Annotated in this window: 15 protein-coding genes and 1 tRNA gene; 8 read left to right on the top strand and 8 right to left on the bottom strand. The window is 49.2% G+C overall.

The window, feature by feature from the left end:
* The first annotated feature begins 977 nt into the window (after positions 1–977).
* The 3 genes from ACJ2PR_RS27970 (at position 978) to ACJ2PR_RS27980 (ending at position 4,973) form a co-directional block, all read left to right on the top strand.
* Positions 978–2,492, top strand: coding sequence for a mannitol dehydrogenase family protein (locus ACJ2PR_RS27970; RefSeq protein ID WP_446879422.1), 1,515 nt, complete (start codon positions 978–980; stop codon positions 2,490–2,492).
* Positions 2,470–3,219, top strand: a complete 750-nt coding sequence (locus ACJ2PR_RS27975; protein ID WP_446879423.1) for an HAD family hydrolase — start codon at positions 2,470–2,472, stop codon at positions 3,217–3,219. The genes ACJ2PR_RS27970 and ACJ2PR_RS27975 overlap by 23 nt, the downstream gene beginning before the upstream one ends.
* A gap of 152 nt (positions 3,220–3,371) precedes the next feature.
* On the top strand, positions 3,372–4,973 hold the full coding sequence (locus ACJ2PR_RS27980; RefSeq protein WP_446879424.1) for a glycosyltransferase family 2 protein: 1,602 nt from the start codon (positions 3,372–3,374) through the stop codon (positions 4,971–4,973).
* A gap of 200 nt (positions 4,974–5,173) precedes the next feature.
* Here ACJ2PR_RS27980 and ACJ2PR_RS27985 read toward each other — a convergent pair whose 3' ends face one another.
* Both ACJ2PR_RS27985 and nrdR read right to left on the bottom strand, forming a co-directional pair.
* Positions 5,174–6,826 (bottom strand): hypothetical protein, encoded by a 1,653-nt coding sequence (locus ACJ2PR_RS27985; RefSeq protein WP_446879425.1) that lies wholly within the window; start codon positions 6,824–6,826, stop codon positions 5,174–5,176.
* 367 nt (positions 6,827–7,193) lie between these two features.
* Positions 7,194–7,721: a transcriptional regulator NrdR gene (gene nrdR, locus ACJ2PR_RS27990; protein ID WP_446879426.1), complete on the bottom strand. Its 528-nt coding sequence runs from the start codon at positions 7,719–7,721 to the stop codon at positions 7,194–7,196.
* A 469-nt stretch (positions 7,722–8,190) separates the two neighbouring features.
* Between nrdR and ACJ2PR_RS27995 the strand changes: the two genes are divergently transcribed.
* From ACJ2PR_RS27995 to ACJ2PR_RS28010, 4 genes are all read left to right on the top strand, one after another.
* A complete protein-coding gene (locus ACJ2PR_RS27995; RefSeq protein WP_446879427.1) occupies positions 8,191–8,469 on the top strand; it encodes a hypothetical protein in 279 nt (92 codons plus the stop codon).
* A complete protein-coding gene (locus ACJ2PR_RS28000; RefSeq protein ID WP_446879428.1) occupies positions 8,466–11,867 on the top strand; it encodes a response regulator in 3,402 nt (1,133 codons plus the stop codon). Before ACJ2PR_RS27995 ends, ACJ2PR_RS28000 begins: the two co-directional genes overlap by 4 nt.
* 87 nt (positions 11,868–11,954) lie before the next feature.
* On the top strand, positions 11,955–13,052 hold the full coding sequence (locus tag ACJ2PR_RS28005) for a hypothetical protein (protein WP_446879429.1): 1,098 nt from the start codon (positions 11,955–11,957) through the stop codon (positions 13,050–13,052).
* Between the two features lie 91 nt (positions 13,053–13,143).
* Positions 13,144–13,214: transfer RNA gene (locus ACJ2PR_RS28010), tRNA-Gly, on the top strand.
* A 110-nt stretch (positions 13,215–13,324) separates the two neighbouring features.
* Here the strand turns inward: ACJ2PR_RS28010 and dacB are convergent.
* A complete protein-coding gene (gene dacB, locus ACJ2PR_RS28015; protein ID WP_446879431.1) occupies positions 13,325–14,806 on the bottom strand; it encodes a D-alanyl-D-alanine carboxypeptidase/D-alanyl-D-alanine endopeptidase in 1,482 nt (493 codons plus the stop codon).
* Between the two features lie 147 nt (positions 14,807–14,953).
* On the opposite strand from dacB, the gene ACJ2PR_RS28020 reads away from it, so the two are divergent.
* Positions 14,954–15,670 (top strand): hypothetical protein, encoded by a 717-nt coding sequence (locus tag ACJ2PR_RS28020; RefSeq protein WP_446879432.1) that lies wholly within the window; start codon positions 14,954–14,956, stop codon positions 15,668–15,670.
* A 128-nt stretch (positions 15,671–15,798) separates the two neighbouring features.
* On the opposite strand, the gene ACJ2PR_RS28025 is transcribed toward ACJ2PR_RS28020, so the two are convergent.
* The 5 genes from ACJ2PR_RS28025 to ACJ2PR_RS28045 all read right to left on the bottom strand — a co-directional run.
* Positions 15,799–17,583 carry a response regulator gene (locus ACJ2PR_RS28025; protein ID WP_446879434.1) on the bottom strand — a complete coding sequence of 595 codons (1,785 nt, stop codon included), beginning with the start codon at positions 17,581–17,583 and terminating at the stop codon, positions 15,799–15,801.
* Positions 17,584–17,642: 59 nt separating this feature from the next.
* Positions 17,643–18,098, bottom strand: coding sequence for a response regulator (locus tag ACJ2PR_RS28030; RefSeq protein ID WP_446879435.1), 456 nt, complete (start codon positions 18,096–18,098; stop codon positions 17,643–17,645).
* 613 nt (positions 18,099–18,711) lie between these two features.
* Positions 18,712–19,086, bottom strand: a complete 375-nt coding sequence (locus ACJ2PR_RS28035) for a response regulator (RefSeq protein WP_446879436.1) — start codon at positions 19,084–19,086, stop codon at positions 18,712–18,714.
* 75 nt (positions 19,087–19,161) lie between these two features.
* Positions 19,162–21,996: a PAS domain-containing sensor histidine kinase gene (locus tag ACJ2PR_RS28040; protein ID WP_446879437.1), complete on the bottom strand. Its 2,835-nt coding sequence runs from the start codon at positions 21,994–21,996 to the stop codon at positions 19,162–19,164.
* Positions 21,997–22,012: 16 nt separating this feature from the next.
* Positions 22,013–24,120: response regulator (locus ACJ2PR_RS28045; protein ID WP_446879438.1), on the bottom strand; the 2,108-nt coding region annotated here is incomplete at its 5' end.

Raw genomic sequence — 24,120 nt, forward strand, 5'->3', positions numbered from 1 at the left:
TCAGAGAGGAATTCTGGTTCAAAGTCCCTCACTCGTGGGGGATTTAGGGGGCGTGCCTGGATCTAAAAGCGAAGCGAAGCGTTCATTGAACTGACGTTAACAAAATTCACTTTTGTAGAGTCAGTGATTGAAAATTGAGATTGTTTCATTGATTGCCGAATTTCGACCTCCCTAAATTCTCCTTCTTAAGGGGAACTTTGCATCAAAAAGGTTAACTTTGGTTCGGTTCCTCCCTTTTTAGGAGGATCTAGCGTTTTTAATGCATTAAGGATCAGCTTAGAGGTTTTTGTGGTTTCTCTCCTCTGACAAACGAGGGAGGACAACCAGACAGCTACTCAGTCAGATGGTAGACCTCTTTATTTCGCTGAAGCTTTATTGTGCTGGCATGGGTGGCAATTAAGCCGATTTCTAGAGTTTAACGGCTATCTACTCTGAAGAATTTTATAGAAATTGAGTCAACTTTCTGTAGAAAGAATTTAACCAATCTAGATTGATGAAAACTACTTCAAACTCGATGTGTAACAGAGCTTGGTATAGAAGATTCATTTGTTAAACCTTATAGATTTGACTAACGGTAGATAGCAGAGGTAATTGATCGTCAATACCATAAGAAGACTCAATTAAGTTGTCGAGGAAAGTAATTAGCAAGGAATGTAAATAACAAACTGTGAAATTAGCCAGACATTTGAAGTCGTCTTCTGCGGATGCTTAGACTCAATCGATCATTCTGAAAGTATTTCAGCATCTAATTGCAAGGATTTAATCCACGCTGGTTATCAAGTCATTTTGGATTGTAACTGCTCACCCCGCTTGATCGAGAGAATTCACTGCTTTCTAGACAACCTCAAAAAACATTGACCGCGATCGCTGACTCTTCCAGTCCTCCGACAGCCAATTAAGCGGCAGTGTTTCAAAAGAGTTTAACGCTCTCCTTGACACGACCTCTCACAGTTGATACCTGCCTTGTAAAGAATGTTATGAACACTTACCTTTCGCCAGTTACTCGCTTTAGACATTCAGAGAATTCGCTCAATACGCTCACTGACTTATGGGATCAGCAGTCTCCCTACAATCGCAGAGCACTGAGTACGGGCGTTGTCCATTTTGGCCCTGGTCGCTTTTTTAGAGGACACCTTGCCCGGATCATTCATCACTATTTGATCCAAAAGCGGTTTCAAGACCAACGATGGGGTATCTGTGGAGTGAGTCTCAAGAGCCGTCGCACGATCGCAACCCTACAACCCCAAAACTTTCTCTACAGTTTGATCGAGCGCCATTGTTGTGACGAAAATTATGAGTCAGCAGAGGTGATTGGCTCGATTAATCAAATTGTTGATGGGACAAAAGACCAGGACTACATTCTAAATTTGATGGAGTCGCCTGCGGTACATCTCGTGACGCTGACTATCACCCAGGCAGGCTATTGTCTAGATTCGCGGTTTCATCTCGATACAACTCAGACCGCGATCGTGCATGATCTCAACAACCCTTCCACACCTACTACCGCGATTGGCTTTATTGTCGAAGCTCTCCGTCGCCGCCGTGATCAAGGAATTGCTCCATTCACCACATTGTCTTGTGACAACCTGCCCAGAAATGGCGAAATTCTACAACAGGCTGTGTTGACCTATGCTGATCGGATTGATCCTCAACTTGCCGCCTACATTCGTGAGCGAGCAACCTTTCCCAACACCGTTGTCGATAGAATTGTGCCTCAAGCGCATGAGTCTCACGCAGACTATCCTCGCCGACTGCTGCAAGTTAGCGATCGCGCCTCGATCGTCACAGAACCCTTTTGGCAATTTGTGGTAGAAGACAAGTTCAAAGGCGATCGTCCCACTTGGGAAGACACGGGGGTGATCATGACCGACGACATTACGCCCTTTTTGTATATGAAGTCGAGGTTTTTGAATGCTGTACACTCCTTTATTGCTTGTCTAGCGGTCAGAGCCGGGATTGAGTATGTCCATGAGGCGGTTAGACTACCAGAATTTCGCTTATTTACTCAACTTTTAATGGACGACATCGCCGCCGCTACCCCCGTACCTCATCAGATGTGCGAACAGTACAAGGAACAAGTGCTACTTAGATTTAGTAACGAAGCACTCCCCGATACGATCGAGCGCATCTCAGCAGAAACCTCCAGAAAACTAGGCAAATACATTGTTCCGATCCTGCAAGATGCCCACAGCCAGACCGTTAACTTAAAGCGTCTGATTCTCCCGATCGCTGCCTGGATGCTTGTCGTTAAAGAGCGCGCGATCGAGTCGGGTAAGGACTATGCTGTTGAGGACAAACTAGAGGTACTAACTGCCATTCGGTCAGGCGCAGCGTTCAGTCAAATTGTTGGATTAACACCGGATCAATGCACAGAGGCGCTCGATCGCGACTGTGATCAGGCCCTGCAAGATCTTCAGGCTCATGGATTGTTAGCAACACTCAAATACTACAGTGAGGAGCGTTTACAGGATGCAATCATTTCAGCCGCATAAAGTGGTGCTGTTTGACCACGATGGCACGGTTGTCGATAGCGAAATCATTGCGCTTAAGAGTGCCTGGCAGCTAACGACTGAGGTAGCTCAAGCGTTTTCTGGCGCAAAGTTTTATGATCTGCCAGAGTTTGTCAAACTTTTTGCGGGCAAGCCTTATCGAGACATTTTGGCGCTACTCTACGCAGACACACCCACTGCACTCACTGAAACTGATCTGGAGCGACTTGTCATCGAAGAAGAAAACCGAGCGATCGATCACCTGACAATAGAAGCGAGAGCTACCCCAGGAACGCCCCAGGTGTTGTCTGATCTGCGCGATCAAACTATTGAATTTGCCCTGGTGAGTAATAGTAGTCTGCGGCGATTGAGTGCTTGTCTGGCGGCTTCTGAGTTGACTGCTTATTTTCCAGACGATCGCATCTTTAGCGCTCATGATTCTCTCTCTACCCGACGACCCAAGCCCTTGCCAGACATCTATCTCTATGCGGTAAAGGCTTTGAATGCTGACATTTCGCACTGTGTAGCGGTTGAAGACTCAATCAGCGGAGTAAAGTCTGCGGTGGCGGCTAAAATTCCACAAGTCGTTGGCTATATTGGCGGGACGCACATCAACCAAAGTGAACGTAGTAGTCGTGCTTCAATGCTGCGATCGGCAGGGGCCCATTTCATCATTGAGCAAATGCCTGACTTAATTGAGCTACTGTCACAATCGCCCTTACTTTCTTAAACTTACTTTCTTAAAATATCTCAACCTGTTTCACCAAAACGCCTTGACCAAGCCAAATCAGTCGAAGGAATGAGTCTATTTCGATTACTCTTTCCTAACGTTAATAGACAGGTGAAAGAGATTGACTTACGGAGAACGTCAGGTAGATTGTTATGAACATTATCAGTGTAATAAAGTTTCCTAGATTAGCCAATACTTCTGACTTATATCTTCAATGGAATCAAGCGGCTTCGATCGCTGATCAAGAAGAAAGCCAAGTTGTACTCAGGCAGGGAGGAACCGTTTCTTCAAGCTCCTACTTCAATTCTTTTTATGAAAAATACTACGTTAAATATACAACACTCCGCTCTATCTATTACACACTAAAACTAGAAGGAGATTTTCAGGTTTCTCTTTACCGTGAGGTTAACGGAACAGATGCAAAAGAAACTATCTTTCAGGAAACATTTAAGCAGTGCCAGCTTTCTGATCCGATTAAACTGCAACCGATCGAACTCCTTCAGAACGAAAGCGCAGGCAGAATCTACTTTGAAATCACTTGTTTGAGCGATCGAGGCATCTTTGCAGAGGGCTGGATCGCAACGGATGAGCCAAAATTAAGAGAAGTGTCTCTTGGAATCGTGATCTGTACCTTCAAGAAAGAAGAGTATATCAAAAACACGCTAAATAATATTCTGCAAGACAAATCACTGCAAGAGCAGAACTTTAAAGTATTTGTAGTAGATAACGGTCAGACGCTAGATAAAAGCAATTTTGGAGATCCCAAACTAAAGCTAGTTCCTAATAAAAATGCAGGCGGCAGCGGTGGTTTTACAAGAGGGTTAGTTGAAGCGTTAGAAGAAGGCAGCTACTCTCACTTTCTATTAATGGATGATGACATCGAGTTAGAAAGCGGCAGTATTTATAGACTATTTGCGTTACATGGATATGCAAAAGCCGAGTTTATTGTTGCAGGTGGCTTACTCAACTTAAACAAAAAGCATATGTTATATGAAGCCGGAGCAACCTACAATGAAAGTCCCAAAACGAAGGGTGCTTCGGGTTCTCTAACGCCTCTCAACCATAATATCGATCTGCGATCGCCTGCTTCTCTCAATCGCCTACTAATTGAAGAAGATGCAGACTATGGAGGATTTTGGTTTTGCTCTTTTTCTAAAGCGATCGTTGACAAGCTGAAGTTGCCGCTGCCACTTTTTATTAAGCTGGACGATGTAGAGTTTTGTATGAGAGCTAAGAGAGCGTTGGGGGTACCGATCGTCACTTTTCCCTCAATGGCAGTGTGGCATCTTCCGGCTTCTGCTAAAAATTTGAATTGGGAAACCTACTACTATTTCCGCAATGACTTGATCACATATGCCATTCACTTTGCGCCAAGCTACACCTACACAGTCAGCAACTTTACCAAAGAAATCATTCTTGCGTTGACGAAACCTGATTACGATCGGTCCCAGATGTTAATTCAAGCGTTTGAAGATTATCTAAAAGGGCCAGATCTGATTACAAAGTCTGAACCTGATGTCTTTCACGTCAATATCTTAAAGCTTAGTCGGACTTATGCAAATCAAGATGAAATAGACAAGTTGGCGGGTGTAAAGCTGTTAACAAGATGGTTTCAAGTTGCTGCCCAGGGTCGTCAAAGATGGTCAACGGCCAGTACAGATTGGAAGAACGCCGCTCAAGAGATGACATCGACTCCATTTTGGCAACAGTATCTTGGCTTGAAGACTCCAGCCTTTGCCGCCACTTGTGAATAGCTAGTTAACGCCAGCTCGACAGAAGTGACTTACGTCGGTTGCAGATTCAGGTTATCCCCTTAAATCCCCATCAGTGAGAGATATTAAACCGAAAATCTTGTCTCAAAGTCTTCCATAACTGGCGGTCTGGGGAGAAGAAGATTTGAGCAACGAAGCAAAAAAACTTTGTCGAACTGACGGAACAATACGTTATTTGCGATCTATCGAATTTGATTAGGCGTGACGGTTGTTTCTACAGAGGGCTGTCCCAGTCGGTTAGCGATCGCCACTCCTACCAGCCCCGAAATGCCAAACACGATTGAAGCAATGATGCCCAACGCTACATAAACTCTGACTTGACTCCCAAAGATCAAAAATTGAGAGCGTCCAGTTGGTAGAGTCGTCGCTTTGAGATGCTCTTGATTGTGTTGGGTAACCATCAAACCGATCGGATCGTCAATTGTCGATCGCAGCGCCAGCGCTTGAGACAAACCATCATAGGCCGTCGTCACATCTTCTTGACAGAGTGCCAGCGTCCCCAATTGATGAAGCGCCCACGCCTCCGCCGCTGGATCTTCTAAAGCCCAGGCAGCCTGCAAGCCCCAATGGAGAACTCGCCTCCAGGTTTCCCACTGCTTGCCAAGCGCCAGAGCGCCCTCGATCGATCGCACCAGTTTCAGCGCTTCTAGATGACGCTCCTTCTCGATCGCCCACTGCAAAGTGAGTAAAATAATTTCACGCTCCGTCAACAGCGCTTCTATGAGAGATTGGTGTCGCTCTGCCCAGGGAATCAGATAGGTTAGCGTCCGCTCCATCCAGGGAGTCGGGTTAAAGTCGTCTTGCAAAATTGTCCTCAGACTAGACGACAGACAGTAGCGGTAGCCATTCATCTGAATCAAATGACGCTGCAACAAAGCCTGCAAACTTGCCTGCGGATTGGGCGGCCCAGTGATAGCAGCTATTTGCTCAGATAATAATCCCACGTCTCCGATCGCTACCAGAGCCGCCACGATCCAGCGTTGAGTTTTGGGCAAAGCTGACAAAATCATTCGAGTCAGCGATCGCTCTGCCCCTTCTTGCAAATGATCCAACACCTGTACAAAGGCAACTTTGTCTTCTCGAATCAAGGCGGCTACCTGCAACAGTCGCTGAGGATGTCCTTTGAGGAGATGCCAGATTGATTTGGCTGTCTCAAAATTTTCGGGTGGAATCGGTCGCCCCAATTCTCGCTCTATCAGCACCAAACTTTCTTCTAACGACAGTCCTTCTAAAGCGATCGCCCGGCCTTCTCCCCAAAATCGCCGAGTCTGAGACGCGATCACAAAGGTGCTGTTGGGCAAGACTGCCATAAGTTGTTGCAGATGGTCAGCGCTGAGTTGAGGGTCGTCTACTAAAACAAGCACCTCTTTGTCCTGGAGGGCCTGACGAATATCGGCTGCGGGCTTAACCGTAGGGCAGTTGTAGAACGTGTCAAATAGAGATTGCAGGCGATCGCCGATCGCAGGGTGCCCCTGGAGATAGAGAATGCCGTCGGCGTGAGAAGTCGTGACCTGGGGATGATGAGACAGATGGCGTAACAGGGCCGTTTTGCCGACTCCTGATTCTCCATAAAATTCCACCGTCTGATGAGCTTGCAGAGCAGCGATCGCGGATTCAATTTCCGTCTGCCGACCCAACAGCCCTACAAAAGCACGCGGCACCTGCACGAGTGGCGTTGGCTGAGGGGCGGCGATCAAAGATTGTTCTTCAGCAGTGCCAAGCAGCGCACCATGTTCTGAGCCAATGGATAAGAGATGGTGACCGACGCGGATCTGCCCGATCGTCTCTCTCTGGAGCGTTGTCTCAATTTGGCTAAAAAGAGTGGGTTGAGACATAAATTCAGTCTGGACTGACAAGCCAGAGCCTGTGCCCTAAGTGATTTTCATAGCGTATCAAGAAGACCCAACTATCTTACTCGACCCAAGAGAGAAAATTTGTATCGTTTGCTATGCAAGAAGCGAATGCTAAAAAGGACGGGAATTTGCTGGAGTTCTCTCGCTTCGTTGCTCAGCGCTTCTGCCCCCCAACCCCCCAATTTTGGGGGACTTTGAGACAATATTTCTCGTTCAAAGTCCCTCACTTGTGGGGGATTTAGGGGGCTGCCCGGATTGGCAACCGTAGCGAAGGATGATCATCGAATTCACTTAAAAAGGATGGGAAATAAATCTAAAGGACTACCTTCTGGCTCAAATCTAGACTTTTTTACCGAGTGACCGAATCAATCTCTGGTAACGACTCGATCGCATCATTAGACGCAGATTGCTCTTTCACAGGTTCAACTCGATCAGGCAACGCTTCGATCGCCCCCACAAAATCCTGAATTCCGTCAAACTGGCAGTAGATCGAGGCATATCGAATGTAGGCAATTTCACTCAACTCTCGCAACTGTTGCAGCGCCAGTCGAGTAATTTCGGCACTAGAAACCTCTCGCAGGATGCGCTGTTGCAGTTCGGCCTCGATCTCATCGACCACGGTTTCAATCTGCCGTTCCTCAATCTGCGTCTTTTCACAGGCTCTCACCAACTCTCGAAGCAGCCTGGAGCGATCGAATGACGCTCGTTCCCCATTTCGCTTGAGCACAATCACTGGCACAAACTCAATCCGCTCATAGGTGGTAAAACGATGCCCACATTTGAGACATTCTCGCCGCCGCCGGACACTTTGGCCCGCCTCTGCCGATCGAGACTCAAGAACTCGGTTATCGGGATGCTGACAAAAAGGACATCGCATAGTCAAAACTCAGGGCAAAAGATGTGTAAAAGATATGGAGGGCAATCACAAAGAATCACCAGAAACTTTCAATGTGTGTAGAGTTTAGAAAAGTGCAAATACTTCAGAACATTCCTCACCTCACTCACAACTCGGCAACATCATAAACTTAATGATACCCCTAGCGTACAAACGATTAATATTTTTTCCTCATCCACTATTCACAGCGTTTTCTTGGGTTACCCTGCTGCTCTTCCTCATCGCCGTCTCGCCCAATCTAAAATTGACCAAATTTCTCTAGTCAGTAATAACGTTAAGCGGAGATACTCTTATAGGTGCATGTATCGATGCTGACGCGAAACGAGCTGACTTGTGCAGTGATCAAAAAGCGAGCAGGGTGCGATCTCGATCACATAAGTTTGTTAGTCTGCGTTAGAACGCATTTCGTTGAGGGCAATTTGAGTAGATAGGATTGGGTTGGTGGATTATCTTGGATCTTCTGGTATTAGAGGCTATTGCTTATAAAACGGGCTTGATGGCGAGACTGCAACCAGACACGCCTGGCCCAAACCTGCGAGTTGCCCTTGAGTTAATTCACTGTTGGAGAGCCATTTTTTGGGGTGCTACGATCGCCAAACCGACCATCAGTAAAATCACCATGTCGGCCACCGAGAGACGCAAAATCAGTAGAGTAGTCGGGCAGTCTTTGGTTTGCCAGCCTTCTCAAACAGGATTGAGCCATCTGGCGCAGCAGGAGCGTGTTGCATGAAATCGCGTGTCACAAAACAAAAACTGCTCGTTGTCGATGATGAACCAGACAACTTAGACCTGCTGTATCGCACCTTTCATCGCGAGTTTACGGTGTTGCGGGCAGAAAACGGCCCGGTTGCACTAGACATTTTGGCGAACGAAGGCGACGTGGCAGTCATTATCTCTGACCAGCGGATGCCATTGATGAGTGGAACTGAGTTTCTCAGCTTGACGGCTACTCAGTATCCTGACATTATTCGGATTATTCTCACAGGCTACACCGACGTTGAAGATCTCGTCGAAGCCATCAACTCTGGCAAAGTCTTTAAATATGTCACCAAACCCTGGAATGATGAGGAACTGAAGGGAGTTGTCCGTCAGGCTGCTGATACCCACAACGTCCTCAAAGCCAGAACTCAAGAACTACGGCGCACTCTGCGTCAAGAATCTTTGCTCAATGCGGTGACGAATACGATTCGCAGTGCCCTCAGCTACCGACAAATTTTGCAGACGATCGTCGAAACGGTTGGGCAAATGTTTGAGGTAAGCTGTGGGGTGCTCCGACCGTTTCAAGCTGGACAGATGGAAGATGAAGGATTTGTCTATTGGAAAGAAAATCTTGAATTAAATCTCACTCAAGCCGTGCGCCCTGATCTGTCTCAAACGGTTTGGCACCTCGATCGGGTGGCGGTGGTTCAAGACGCGACGGCGGACGAGCAGATTCAGACCGATTTTCAGCGTCGGCAAGCTTATCAGGATTCGGGGATTCGATCGAGCTTGATCGTGCCTTTGATCTGTCAGCAAGAACTCATGGCGGTTTTGGCGCTGCATCAGTGTGGCGAAGATCGCCAGTGGCAACAAGATGAAGTCGAACTCATTAGTATGGTGGCTGACCAAGCGGCGCTGGCCCTGTCTCAAGCCCATGCCTATGAGCAAGTCCGGGCGCTGGCCAAACGAGAGGCGCTGATCAATACGATTACTTCGGCGATTCGCTCTAGTCTTGATCCCCAAGAGATTTTTGCGGCGATTACCCAGCAGTTGGGGCAGGCGCTTCATGTGGATGGCTGCGCGCTTTCTCTGTGGACAGAGGATGCCGAATTTGTCCAATTGGTCGGCTTACACGATCCCGACTGGAAAGGGACGGATCTGGGGGCGGCTGACTCTTCTCAACGCCATTTTCCTCAGTCAAACGTGCCGATCGAAGGCAACCCGGTTCTTCAACAATTGATTGCTACTCAGCAGCCTGTGGTGCTTAATGATCTGGCTCAACACCCGGAAATGTTGGCCGAATCAACTGTTCGCAATCCCGCTCGTGCGCTGCTCGTGGTACCCCTGGTCTCAGACGGTCAAATCATTGGCAGCATTTCTTTACGACAAAATCAATACGCCAGACAGTGGAAAGCGTCTGAGATTCAACTCGCCCAATCGGTGGCGGCTCAGGCTGCGATCGCCGTTCAGCAGTCTCGCCTTTATCAAAAAACCCGTCAGCAAGCCGAACAGTTGTTGATGCTCGATCGCCAAAAAACCGAGTTCTTTCAAAATATCTCCCACGAGTTTAGAACGCCCCTGACGCTGATGGTGGGCCCGCTCGAATCGGCCGTCGCTCAACAGCAGGGATTGAACCATGACCAGGCGACGATCGCGCTGCGAAATTCTCGGCGGCTGTTGCGATTGGTCAATCAGCTTTTAGACCTTCAGCGGTTGGATGCAGGCCGAATGCAGCCCAGGTTTCATCCCTGTGATTTAGTCAAATTTATTACTCAGATCGTCGATTCTTTTCGTCCCTACTGCGAGAAAAAAGGGTTGACTCTGCTGACGGATCTGAGCGAGTGCCCTCCGGTTTATCTAGACTTAGAAAAATTTGACAAGGTTCTCTATAATCTGCTGTCTAACGCCATGAAGTTTACGGCAGCCGGAAAGCAGATTCAAATCGTCCTCAAATGCGATGGCACCCACTGTCTCCTGCAAGTCATTGATACGGGGATTGGCATTCGTCCTGATCAAATTCCATTTTTGTTTGAGCGATTTCGTCAGGCAGAGGGGTCAGCCAATCGCAGCTATGAAGGCACTGGATTAGGACTGGCCCTGGTCAAAGAACTGGTCGAACTGCACAATGGCGAGATTACCGTTCAATCAACCTACGGCGAAGGCACCACGGTAGCAGTCCGGCTTGAGATTGGGATGAACCACCTGCCGATCGAGCAAATTGTCGAAACCCAGGTAGAAGTGCAAGCCAGCCGCGCCTCCGTCGAACTCGCCGATTTGGAAATCGAACTGCTTGACGATTTTGAACCCTCTCCTGTTGAGCCAGCAGACTCCCCTCAAAAGCTGGAAAATGCCACTCTTCGACAGATTCTAGTCGTGGACGACAACACCGATCTGCGCGCCTACGTTTCTGGGATTTTGCGTCAGCAAGGCTACCACGTCTGGACAGCCCGCAACGGGGCAGAAGGCTTTGAGGCAGCCCAGACCCATCGCCCCCATTTGATCGTCACCGACTTGATGATGCCGATCGTCTCCGGTCTGGATATGATTTGCCTGATCCGCGACGATGAAACCCTGAAAGGAACGCCGATCGTGTTACTCACCGCCAAAGCCGACGAAGACACGCGCATTGAGGGAGCCGAACGAGGTGCAGATGCCTACCTGTCAAAGCCGTTTAACGATCGAGAACTGCTGGCCGAAGTTCGTAATCTCCTCGCCCTCAAAGAAAACGAACAGCGCGTGGCTCAACTCAATACTTACTTAACCGAGTCGGTGCTAAAGCGCTTTTTGCCGCCTTCTCTGGTACAGCGGGCTGCCAAAGGAGAACTCACCCTCGATCTGCGCCCCGAACCTCGGATGATTACTGTCTTATTTAGCGACATCATTGGCTTTACTCAGTTGTCAAATACGCTGCGATCGCGCCGAGTCGCTGAGTTGCTCAATGAATATCTAGCCAGCATGACTCGCGCTGTCTTTGACAATGGCGGCACGGTTGATAAATTTATGGGGGATGCGATTCTCGCCATCTTTGGAGCGCCCGAAGAATTGACTCCTAATGAACAGGTGAGACGTGCGATCGCCGCTGCCCGCCAAATGTATCGATCACTCGACGAACTCAACGATCGCTGGCAAACCCAAGGGATCAGCAAAGTCCAATTTCGCTGTGGCATCCATCAGGGAACGGCCGTCGTGGGTATGTTTGGAGGAGAAGAACGCGCAGACTATACGGCAGTCGGCCCCAGTGTGAATATTGCCTCTCGCATCCAGGAAGCCGCCGAACCAGACTCGATCCTCGTTTCGGCTGCGGTTGCTGACTACCTGGACGAAGAAATGATCACCAAAGTCAGTCCTCTACAGCTTAAAGGGGTGGATGAAACGGTGCTGACCTTCTCGATCGATCCCTACGCTGGCGATCACCGTAAGCCGTCTTAGCAGATGAGTGGGTACAGTTTTTTATTCTCGTCTCATCCCCTTGCCAGCGACTAGAATGAATTTGACTTTCTAGTACGGCGACACCCCATGCAATCGTCCCCCGACTTTTCTGGTAGCCTGAGACGACCTCAGGACTCTCCCAATTTTTGGCTGGCAGTGCTGGCGGGTTCGTTAGCGGTTCATTTATTGTTTTTGCTATCGGGGCGCTGGTTTTTGGTGCGCGTCGCTCCGGTCAAATCGAGTGCGTCGTCCACACCGATCGAACTGGTTGACCTCTCGCCCAAATCTTCGGGTAAGCCTGCTCAAGGGGTCAGCGTGACGGCACCCAAAGTCACGTCGGCTCCGCTAGAAAGTTCCTCTGGTGCAAAGTCTCCGATTCAATCGTCAGAACCGACTCAGCCGACGATCGTCCCCAGTCCGTTTCCTCGACCCATTCAAGAACGGCGATTACCCTCTCAACCCTTGCCATCGCCTCAAAAGCCTGCTGTCACAAAACCGATTTTCCCTAAGCCTGTCACCCCAAACCCACCCCCTGTAGAGGATGAAGCTGATCCGTCCAGTCCTCCTCAGCCGCCAACGCCTTCTCAACCTCCCACGACCGAGAATCAGACCGATCCGGCTCAACCATCAACTGATCCAGACAACCCGCCCAAATCTCAACCTCCCATAGGTGGAACTCAGACTGATCCCGCACAGCCTTCTGGCGACTCAGACAGTCCGCCCAAGCCTCCTCAATCTCCCACAGGTGGAACTCAGACCGATCCGCCTTCAGGGCCGATCACGTCAGGGCAGGGTTTACCATCTACTGAGATGACGATCACGGCTCAAGTCGCCGCTGGACAACTTCGACCGACAGAGTTCACTAGAATCGGCGGACAAGCAGAAACAGCAAAGCTCAGAGGCAACGCACAGCAGCAAATTACCATCCTCTATCCTTCTGACTCCAAACTTTCGCCGGGGCAAGTTCTGAATTTAGAAGTTCAGTTTGTGGTAGGGGAAAACGGTACAGTGACCGAATCAAGCGTTCTTATCAATTCAACTTCGATGAGTGATGTAGGGCTAAATAGCCTGGTCAAGAAGATATTTGAGTCGTTATCTTTTGATGTCACCTTTAAGACGGCTGCTGTCAACAAGGCTCAGTTCAGCGAATGGGTGGTTCCGGTGCGGATTCAGGTTGTGAAGTAAGCAACTGTTGTTTTGGAAGCTGTTTTGAATCAATGCCATCTCTTTGCAGAAAATCGTGTTATTCTAGTATTCGCCTTTGTAAGAAGGTCACGCGGGCGTAGTTTAGTGGTAAAACCTTAGCCTTCCAAGCTAATGATGCGAGTTCGATTCTCGCCGCCCGCTTCTTGCACATTCTATTTTTTGCTGACTGTTCAGGATCGCTTGTTGCTAAAGGACTTTGTAAAGCGAATAGGGGTCAAAGCGTGGCTGTGACTTTGGTGGCTGAAAGTTGCTCAGTTGCACGATCGTAGCTTTGTCAACAACAACACAACCTCATCGATCGCTTCTCGCTGCACCGTTGCCGAACTGGTAGATTGGTTGACGATTACACTAAAGACGATCGGCGAATAGTTGGGAGGAGCCAGGTAGCCAGAAAGGGCTGACACTCCAGTGAGACTTCCTGTTTTAGCCTGGACGATTCCCTGGGCAGCGGTGCCTCGAAAGCGATTTTGTAGCGTTCCGCTAACCCCGGCGGTGGGCAAAGACGATCGATAGATACTAGCAGCAGGATGCCTGGACATCGACCGTAGAGTTTGCACCAGCGCTTGGGGACTGATCAAATTTTGACGCGCCAATCCTGACCCATCGACCAGCAAAAAACTGGATGAGTTGACACCTAGCGTTTTCAAAGTTGAAATGAGCGTCGTCATTCCCTGGTCGATCGTCGTAGTGTTGTCTTTTGTGCCCAGCAGTCTCAGCAATGATTCTGCATACAGATTGTTGCTGTCTTGATTTGTCGTTTTGAGAATGGCGGACAAGGGCGGTGACTCGACAAACGCCACTTCTGAACCTGTAGCGGCATCGGGACGAGTGACCACGACCGCCCGTTTCACCGTAATCTTCTCTTTTGCTAGCGCTTGCCGCAACTGTTGAAGAAAGTTTTGAGCAGGATTGACGATCGCCACTGACACAGATTCTGAAGCCGCGCCCACTCGCAACTGTCCCCTGATTTTGAGAATCGGCTGGCTGAGATCGCGTCCCACGTCCAGGGACTCTGGCGCATCGGCCGCAACTGTGACAGAGTTATTCTCAATTTGCCAGCCTTTGCTGTCGTTGGGGTCATCCCATTGCACCCGGAGCGGTTGACCGATCGCTTGCGGAATCAGACTCAGCCCGATCGCATTCCCATTGACGATCAAACGATTCACAGGGGCCCCATATCCTGCTTGAGCATCCTCAACCGTCCAGTCTGGTGAAATCGGGTCGCTGCGATCAGAGTCTTCCACCGTCAATTGCTCAACCTGCTGAATGCCCTGCCGACTCAACTGCTGCGCCAACCTCGCCAACTGCAAATCTGTCAGCGTCGGATCACCTCGCCCCACCACTCGCAACACCCATCCCGTCTGAGAACGAATGCCATAAATTGAAGTGCGAATGCGAAACTGTGCTCCCAATTTGTCAAGCGCAGCCGCCGTGGTCAACAGTTTGGTTGTAGAGGCAGGAATGAAATAACGTTGAGCGTCGCGATCGTACAGCGTCTTTCCATCCTCAGTTTGAATCAACGCCCCCCAGCGCGATCGTGCAAAATCAGGATGACCCAAAATCCTATCGATCGCCGCGGGCAGTTGAGTCGGGCAGAGCGTCGAAGGAGCGGCCAGCGTCCGCACTGGCTGCAAGATCAGCGTAAGACTCAACACCAGCAGACGAGAAAAAGGAGAGATGGGCATGGTGCAGAAAGACGGGGCAACGGGTGAGAGGTTGAGCACAATCGGCATTGTGTCTTCAGTTTTCGCTACTAAAAACACAAATTAATCTGTAGCAAAAGTAGCAGATTTTTGATCTGTAAATCTCTCTTAGGGTAGGAATATCTATGAGGGGTGTGACCCTACTATGAAGGGATCACGATACTCAGGGTGAACCCCATGATTCAAGAGCGTAACCTTGTTGAACGGTCTAAACTTCAGGAACGGGATCTCGATCGTCCTGTTCGCTCTGGTGGTGTTAGAGAGGAGGGGTCAGGTTCTACATCAAATGCAGCAACCGATGTTGCGTCAGGGTTAGCCTTAGTCTTGTCAACGCTGGCTTTTTTCTTTAGCAGTGTGGCGGTGATTCAAGGCGTTCGAGCACGACAAGAAGTGCAGGCGGTTCTCAATCCTCCGAACCGTCAAGCGCAAGCGGCTCAACAACGTGACCTGACGACTTTGGGCAATCGCTTGATCACGCCCGCTGCCATCAGTCGGGTAGAACCGGGGCGCTTTGTGCAGTCTGCTTACGGGGGTGCGGGCGAGGTGGAACTGCTCTCGGTGCGACGGGCGGACGGGTCAGGAGACTCTAACATCGTTAATGTGGAAATGCGAATTCATCGGCTGCGCGATCGTGTCCCTGGTGTGGGTGACATCGACCTCGCCGAGGTCAAGGGGATCAACTCTAGAACGAATGAACGCTATCCAACCCTTGACTCACGATCGCCCTTTGGCAAGACCTTCTCGCTGTACGATCTACGTCCCGATCAGGCGGTCAATGTAAGTGTGAGGCTGCGAGTTCCTGAAAGTCTAGATCGCATTGATTTAGACGTTCCTCAGACCAATCCTTTTCGGGGCGTTCCGGTAGCGACTCCTCCTAATCCTACCGCTCGCTAAGGATCACGAACTAAATAACTTCGTAGGTTGGGTTGAAGCATGAAACCCAACACCCCAGCAATCGTTGGGTTTCGCAAGGCTCTACCCAACCTACCTGAAAAGATTTGTCAGTCAATCATGTCTAGCATCTAATGTCTACTGTCTAACGGGATCTCGATCGTAAAGCAGGTTTTCTGCTGGGCACTCTCAACCCAAATGTGACCCTTGAGATGTTGGACTAATTGCTTAACTAGCGCTAACCCCAGACCTGTCCCGCCTTGCTGCCAGCGATCGCTACAGGGAACTCGATAAAATTGATCAAAAATTCGGGGAAGCTCAACCGCAGCAATTTCAGACCCGGAGTTGCTGATGTTTAGTTGTAGGATTTGAGGAGAAAATGGCTTGGTAGACTCTATTGCAGAATCTATTTTAGTTGCCTCAGTTAGATGAATCGAGAGCGCGATCGTTCCGCCTGGTGGTGTGTACTTGCAGGCATTGTTCAACAGTTCTGACAACACTCTACCGAGACTGATGGGGTCAGCATACAGCGGGGGCAAATCTGCGAGGTGAAACTGCAAACCTTGTTGACGGTGTTGGGCACGAATCCGATAAGGCTCCACGATCGTCGGAATCCACTCTCTTAGATCAATCAACTCCCAGGTGAGGCGCTGCTGTCCCGATTCGAGGCGCTGTAGGTCGAGCAGATCGTTGATTAGATGAACTTCGCGATTGCATTCACTGCGGAGGATCTTGAGATAGGTTGTACTTTTATCAAACAGTTCGATCTGATGGTCAGGCAGTTTAACCTGAGTCAGAACGCACTCTAACATCTGAATAGCCATCAGCATATTGGCAATCGGCGATCGCAACTCGTGAGAAACGGTGCTTAAAAATTCGTCTTTGAGGTGGTGCAGCTTTTCTAGGGCTTTGACTTGTTGTTGAGACGCTTGATAGAGGCGAGATTGGCGTAGCGCGATCGCACACTGATTGGCCACTTGCTGCACGAGTCGAATTTCGAGATCATTAAACGTTTCATCACAGGGTTTGAACAGCCACATATCACCCAACACGCCCTGATCATCCATTAGTGGACAGGCCAAAATTGCAAATCGATAGGCGATCGTGCGAATCAGCGTTGGATAAGGTGCGATCAAACAAAACTGAGCCGATCTTCCCGCTAACATTGCCTCATACACACAGGGCAGCCTATCGAAATGGGCAACCTTGCCTTGCGCCGCCGTCAAATCTGAAGAAACATACTCAAAGTAAATCGTAGAAGTCTTTTGATTCAAATCATACAAAGCAGTGTCACAGGCTTGTACACCAGTACTCCGGGCTAATTTTTGTACCGCAGAGTGAAGGATTTGTTTTTCATCAAGCGAGTCGCGTACTTTGTCGGTAATGCGCTTGAGCGTAGACTCAAATTTGAGAGCTTGTTCTAATTGAGTCGTGCGTTCCTGAATTTGTGATTCTAACTGGGTCGTGAGTTGTTGAACTTGTTGGTTACGATGCTGCAATTCGGTAGTCGCCTGATGCGCTTGAAGCAGTCGCCGAACTCGCTGCCGCAAGACAGCCCAATGAATCGGCTTACTAATATAGTCCGTTGCGCCGACTGCAAAAACTTGATCGACCGCTTCCGAAGTCTGGAGGCTGGTCACCATCAAAATCGGGAGGTTGGGGGTGAGCGATCGCAGTTCTTGACAGCAGGTAAACCCATTCATCTCTGGCATCACCGCATCCAACAAAATCAAGTCAGGCCGAAACCGACGACAGGACTCTAAACACGCAAAGCCATTTTCTGCTTCGATCGTCCGATAGCCTTCCTGGTGCATTGCTTCACATAGAACCAACCGCATCACTGCATCGTCGTCTGTCACCAAAACTAGCGGGGCCAATGGTGTAAGTATTGAAGCGTGAGTAGTTTGTAAGGTCACAGTAGGGAATGAGAGATGAAGACAATCACCAATTAACAACTTGCTATTAATTAGAATGATTAATTAGAACTGTTTATTGAGCAGCTCGACCGTTTGGCTTGTAGAAGACTGGAGACACGCTGAATTAGCGCTTTGGCAGGAACAGGTTTAGTCAAGTAGCTGGTGACTCCAACAGCCAAAGCCTGATCGATAAAATCGGCGGAATGTAGACCTGTGACCATTAAAATCGGCACGCAGTATGAGAAAGTCCGAATGATCTGACAACAGGTGAAGCCGTCCATTTGAGGCATTTGACCGTCGAGGATCACCAGATCAGGCCGAAAGATTTTGAAGGCTCTGAGACAATCCCAGCCGTTTTCGGTTTCGACGACTGCATAGCCATTTTGCTTGAGAGTTTCGGCGATCGCTAGACGAATAATTTCCTCATCTTCAGCAATCAAAATTAAAGGGGGATTGTCTATTTTGTTCAATATCCCTCCGTTTTTTTGAGGCAGGTGTTGATGGTTAAAGTCCATAATTCTGTTTGAGATAGGGCAAGTTGAAATATGTCAGTTTAGTTAAAAGATACTGAATGAATGTGAATACTTTGTGAAATATATAGATATTTTATGGATACTTTTACAGTAATTTAAAGTACTAAAAAAGCCGAATTCCTATTAGGATGATCGGCTTCTCTAGCGGTCAATTTACACCTTGAATGGGGTTATTAATAGACTTCGGAGCGTTTTCTCAAAGGCAAATTGACCTGCGTTTTTTACACAAGGTAAGCCACACCTATTAAAATAAATGAAGAATGTGAATATTTTGTGAATAGAAAGACGAAGCGCGTTTGATCGGGATGTGTAGCGATCGACAAGATCTAAACCGCAGCGTCAATTCGATAAAGCTGGCGAATTAAATTTAACGTGAATTCCATGATCATCCTTCGCTACGGTTACCAATCCGGGCAGCCCCCTAAATCCCCCACCAGTGAGGGACTTTGAACGAGAAATATTGTCTCGAAGTTCCCCAAAATTGGCACCACGTCTATGAAAACGAACTCTGCCTTCACATTGCAAAGCGAGTTGTTTGGAGAAGAGTTTTGTTAGCCAAGTCGATCGAGCATTCCTTTTGCTGTCACAACATTTTTTAATCCCACTTCAAAATTGCTTGAATTTGAGCGGCTAAGGTTTTTGCCTTAAAGGGCTTGGCAATCCAACCTTTGACTCCCAGTTCCAGGAGAGGTTGATATTCGCTGATGCTGGCCTTTGCGGTTAGCAAAATGGTAGGAATGTGCCGTGTTTTTTCATTGGCTTGTAGCTGCCGAAAGGTGGTAGCGCCATCCAGGTTGGGCATCATCACATCGAGCAAAATTGCATCAGGCTGATAAGTCACTGCTTGAATAATGCCTTCTTGACCCGATGCGGCCGTCAACACACCCCAACCCGCCGCCGCAACTAAGCCAAACTGAATAATGTCGCGTACACCGTCGTCGTCGTCGATTACTAAGATTGTTTTGGACATGAGAGAGGAGAAAGTGAGCGGTGAATTTGTCTAAATATCCGTTTTGTTTAACGGCGATCGATTGAACCCTGACCCTCAAACACGCGCGATCGACAATGTAAAAGAAAACTGGCTGCCTGATCCGATCGTGCTTTCTGCCCAGATTTGACCGCCGTGCTGTTGGATGATGCTGCGACAGATGGCCAGTCCTAACCCGGTTCCGCCTTTTTGTCGGGCATCGGAGACATCAACTTGATGAAAGCGATCGAAAATGACTTCGAGTTGGTCGGCTGCAATGCCTCGTCCGCGATCGCTGACCTGGACTAAAATCGAGTCGTCTTGCAGTTTGGCATCTAATCGCCCCGTCTCACCCTGAGGCGAAAATTTGATCGCGTTGCTGAGGAGATTGGTTAACACCTGAATCACTCGATCGCCGTCTGCATCAAGCTGCACCGAGAGCGGAGAAACAGAAAGCGTCACTTGAGCCTGATCCGCCATAACTTGCATGAGCGAAATCGCCGCAGTCATCAGATCCGCTAAGTTACAGGGCTGAATGGAAAGGCTGATCTTTCCTGAATCCAGGCGTTCGAGATCGAGAATGTCATCGACTAACCGCACCAGGCGATCGGCCCCATTGGCGGCGATCGCAATCATCCGTTGCCCCCATTCTGACTGTGGCTCGACGAGTCCTTCTGACAAAAGATTGAGCGCTCCGTGAATGGAAGTCAGCGGCGTTCGCAGTTCGTGGCTGACGACAGAAACAAACTCCTCTTTGAGCCGAGCAATCAGCGCCCGTTCGGTAATGTCAGTACAGATGCCGCAGACCATTTGAGCCGTGCCGTCTTCGTCAAATAGCGGAAATCGCACCGAAAGGGACGTGTGAACGGTGCCATCAAAATGCTGCGCGTCGTCTTCAGACTCGATCGGCTGTCCCGCTTTTAACACGGCCTGATTGCGCTGATTAAACGTTGCCGCCACCTCTGAAGGAAACACCTCATCGATCGTTTTGCCGACAAAGTGTTCGCTGGGTAAATTGAAGACGCGATCGTGCTGCCGATTGACTAATAAAATCTTGTTTTGGGCATCGACCAGATAAATCACGGCCGGGGAGTTGTCGATAATCGCCTGCAATAGAGCCTGACTTTCTCGCAGCGCCTTTTCTGCCTTTTGGCGCTCTTGTAGTTCTTGTTGAAGCAGATGATTGACATCGGTTAACTCGGCGGTGCGTTCTTCGACTCGGAGTTCTAATCCCTCGTTGGCCTGTTGGAGGGCGGCCTCAATGCGCTTGCGGTCAGTGGTGTCTTGAAAGAAGATCGCCAGCCCTGTCGCAGAGGGATAAATGCGATTCTCAAACCAGCGATCCCACGGCGGATAGTATTCTTCTAGCTGGATGGGAATTTGTTCTGCCATTGCCCGATAATAGGCTCGATAAAACGGCTGTCCGATGCCTTCGGGAAAGACTTCCCAGATGTTTTTGCCGATCAGAGCTTCGGGAGCGCGATCGAGCATTTCTCCAGCTTTGCGGTTGACGTAAATGTAGCGCCAGTCAGCATCAAGCGAAACAAACCCATCAGTGACGCTCTCTAAAATGTTGGTGATTTGTTGTCGAGAAGCCAGCGCCTGAGCATGGGCCATTTGTTCGCGCAAAACGAGTTGTCGAAGCTGGCTTTCTGCGGCCTTTAGGTCGGTAATATCGGTGATTGTGCCCACATAGCCGACAACTGCTCCGATCGAATTCTTCTCCGCGACGGCTTGCCCAAACACCCAGGTAATCGTGCCGTCTGGACTCTGAAAGCGATATTCCTGACGAAATGGGCGATGCTGTTGCGCCGATCGAGACCATGCTTCAGATATCTGCGAGCGATCGTCGGCATACAGTGCCTTTACCCAGCCTTCACCCAGCGCTTCTGAGGCGGAGATTCCCGCAATTTTGCTCCAGCGATCGTTGACATAGAGACAGTTGCCGATCTCGTCGGTGTGAAAGATGCCCACGGGAGAGACTTCGGTCAGGATTTGATAGCGCTGCTGACTTTTTTGGAGCGCGAGTTCCATTCGTTTGCGATCGTCGATGTCTACGATCGTTCCCGTCATTCTGATGGCTTGTCCCACGTCGTTGTAGAGTGCCCGTCCTTTGCCTGCGATCCAGTGAGTGCTGCCATCTTCCCAAACTACGCGAAACTCATGGTGATAGGTGCTGTGGTTGTGAATTGCTTGATCGACGGCTTGATTGAGCGAGTCTCGATCGTCAGGATGCAAGCGATCGTCAAAGGTTTGGTAGCGTCCGTCAAAGGTGTTGGGTTCTAACCCAAATAGCTGTTCGTGTCCGCTTGACCAGGTGATGTTTCCCGTCGTCATGTCCCAATCCCAAATGCCCATTTGAGAAGACTGGAGCGCCAACAACAAACGAGCTTCACTTTGGCGTAAGTCTGCTTCGATTTGGCGAAGGTTGTGCAGAGTGGTTTCACGATCGTCGATCTGCCCTTTGAGTAAATCATTGGCCTGAGCCAGTTCGATCGTGCGACTGCGAACCTTGTGGTCTAACTGATCGGAGCGTTGACGTAGAGCTTGGGTGAGGCGATCGTGGCGCTCTTTTTGACGACCCTGCACCAGCACCAGCACCAGAACTAGCGCAATTTCTGAAATCGCTTGTGAAAAACTTTGAGGAATAACATCAACATTAATCGGAACGAAAAAGTGATAGATTAAATAAATCGCCCAGATTGCTGCGCTGACTAATCCCGATCGCAGACTGCTCAGACTGGAACTCAGCGCAATCACCACAATCATCAACACAAATAAAATCGGCGTTATAGACTCAAAAGATTGTAAGCGCTCCATTGAGAAGACCACGCCAGCCATCACCAATCCGCTTGACCAAAAAGGCAGACTTTGAACCCTAAAATTCAAATCAAATGATGGTAACGTAATCATAAGCACCTCTGGAAAACTAAAATTTGTAAACGTCAGAATTTATAAAGTTAGGGGTCTGAGCAACAAACTGCCGTAAAAGCTGCACCCGCTCCAGACGATTTAAGACCCGCGCCACGAGTTCTGATTCGACGATCGGCTTACTCACGTAGTCGTCCGCTCCCGCGCCAAAGACTTGAGCGATCGTTTGACTATCGCTGTGGGCAGATAAAAACAGGACAGGTAGAGCATCCCAGCGGCGATCGTTGCGAATGACCTGACAGAGATCAATTCCATTTAACCCTGGCATTTCAATATTGAGAATCAGAAGATCGGGGTTGACTTGTTCTAACAATTGCCAGGCCTGTTGAGGCTGATCGACGAGTGTGAGATGAAACCCCCAGGGCTGAAGGATCGTGCGGAGAAAGTCCAGCACTTGCGGGTCATCATCGACCATCATCAACTTTGTTTGTGTCTGATTTGATTGTTGCAGCACATGGACAACGGTGGCTATCACCTGACTGGATGAAATTGGTTTTTGCAAAAAGCTGCGTCCTCCCAATCGGGCTACCCGGACGCGATCGACAAACCCCTCACTCGCCGTAAATACAATCACTGGAATGAAGGAAGCCACTTCTGCGAGCAGCCCAAACCCATCTTCTATCGAGTCAGGAAAGCTCAAATCAAGCAAAATCACATCGGGCGGCTGTTGTTGAATGATTTCTCTCGCCTCTGCCAGACTCGTCGCCCCGATCGCCTCAATTTTCCAGAGAGGAGTCCCCGCGCTCAAACTGGCCATTAGCTGATCGATTAGAGCGACATCATCATCGACAATCAACAATCGAGCCGTCTGACCTTCGGAGGGAGTTGTCTGCATAGAAACCGGAGCGACGATCGTCACCGCTAACAAAGTTTCTCGTAGGGCATTCACCGTCTGGTTGAGCAAAGTGATTTTACTGCGATCTCTTCGAGTTACCCGCAAGGGGTCGCTTCGAGTTACCCGCAAGGGGTTGCTTGGAGTCATCCGCAAGGAATCATCGCTCAAAATCTGCTTCAACAGTTCTTGGATTTGACGAGACAGATCCGCCGCCTTGTCTAGCCCAAAACTGCCCAACGACCCGATCAGCGTATGAGCCTCTCGAAGCGCCTGTTGCTCAAGATCTGGACTCAGCGTTCCGGTTTTGAGATTAGTTGCAGCTTGGTTGAGAATCTGAACGCGATCGAGATATTTCTGTCGATGCTGTTGCCACACTGCCGAAAATTCTGGAGCGATCGCAGTGCTGAATGCTTTGGAGACGGCAACTTCTGGTGGGTCACTTAAAGCGACCCCTTGCGGGTAACTCGAAGCGACCCCTTGCGGGTAACTCGAAGAGATCGAGTCCAGTTCTCTAACATTTAGCCGATAGCCAAATCCATAAATCGTCTCAATTAAATCCCCAGATCCCGCTTTTTTGAGCTTTTGTCGCAGACTTTTGATGTGAGCGCGGACTGCATTTTCGGTGGGGGTTGCTTCGAGTGACCAGAGATGCTCGATCAGAGCTTGTTGGCTAAAAATGCGCTGTTGATTGCGTAAAAAAAGCTCTAACAACCCATATTCTTTGAGCGTCAGAGATAGCGGCACCTCTGCGTAGGTAAACTGACAAGCCTTGAGGTCAAGCTGAAGTTTTCCCCAAGCCAGAACGGATACAGGCACACTGCTTCGACGCAAGAGCGATCGCATTCGGGCCAGCAGTTCTTGAAGGTCGATCGGCTTGGCCAGATAGTCATCAGCCCCCGCATCCAGCCCCACCACTTTGTCGTAACTGGAGTCTTGAGCGGTGAGAAAAAGAACGGGCGTAGAATCTTTGCGCTGCCGCAGCCGTTGACAAAACTGAATGCCATCTAATTTGGGCAATTGGCGATCGAGCAAAATCAGATCATACTCAAACGCTTCTGCAAGATCCCACCCAGACTGCCCATCAGCCGCCAGATCAACACAGTAGTTTTGTTCGATCAGAACTCTTCTCAGACTCTCAGCAAAGCCCTCATCATCTTCGACCAGAAGAATTTTCACAGCCTGACAACCAACCTTGAGAAACTGGAGATAGTCTAACAGGACGTGAATTCGATGAAATCCCTCGCTGTGGCGATCACTCCAGGCAGCCCCCT

It is taken from the genome of Phormidesmis sp. 146-33 (assembly GCF_052939515.1).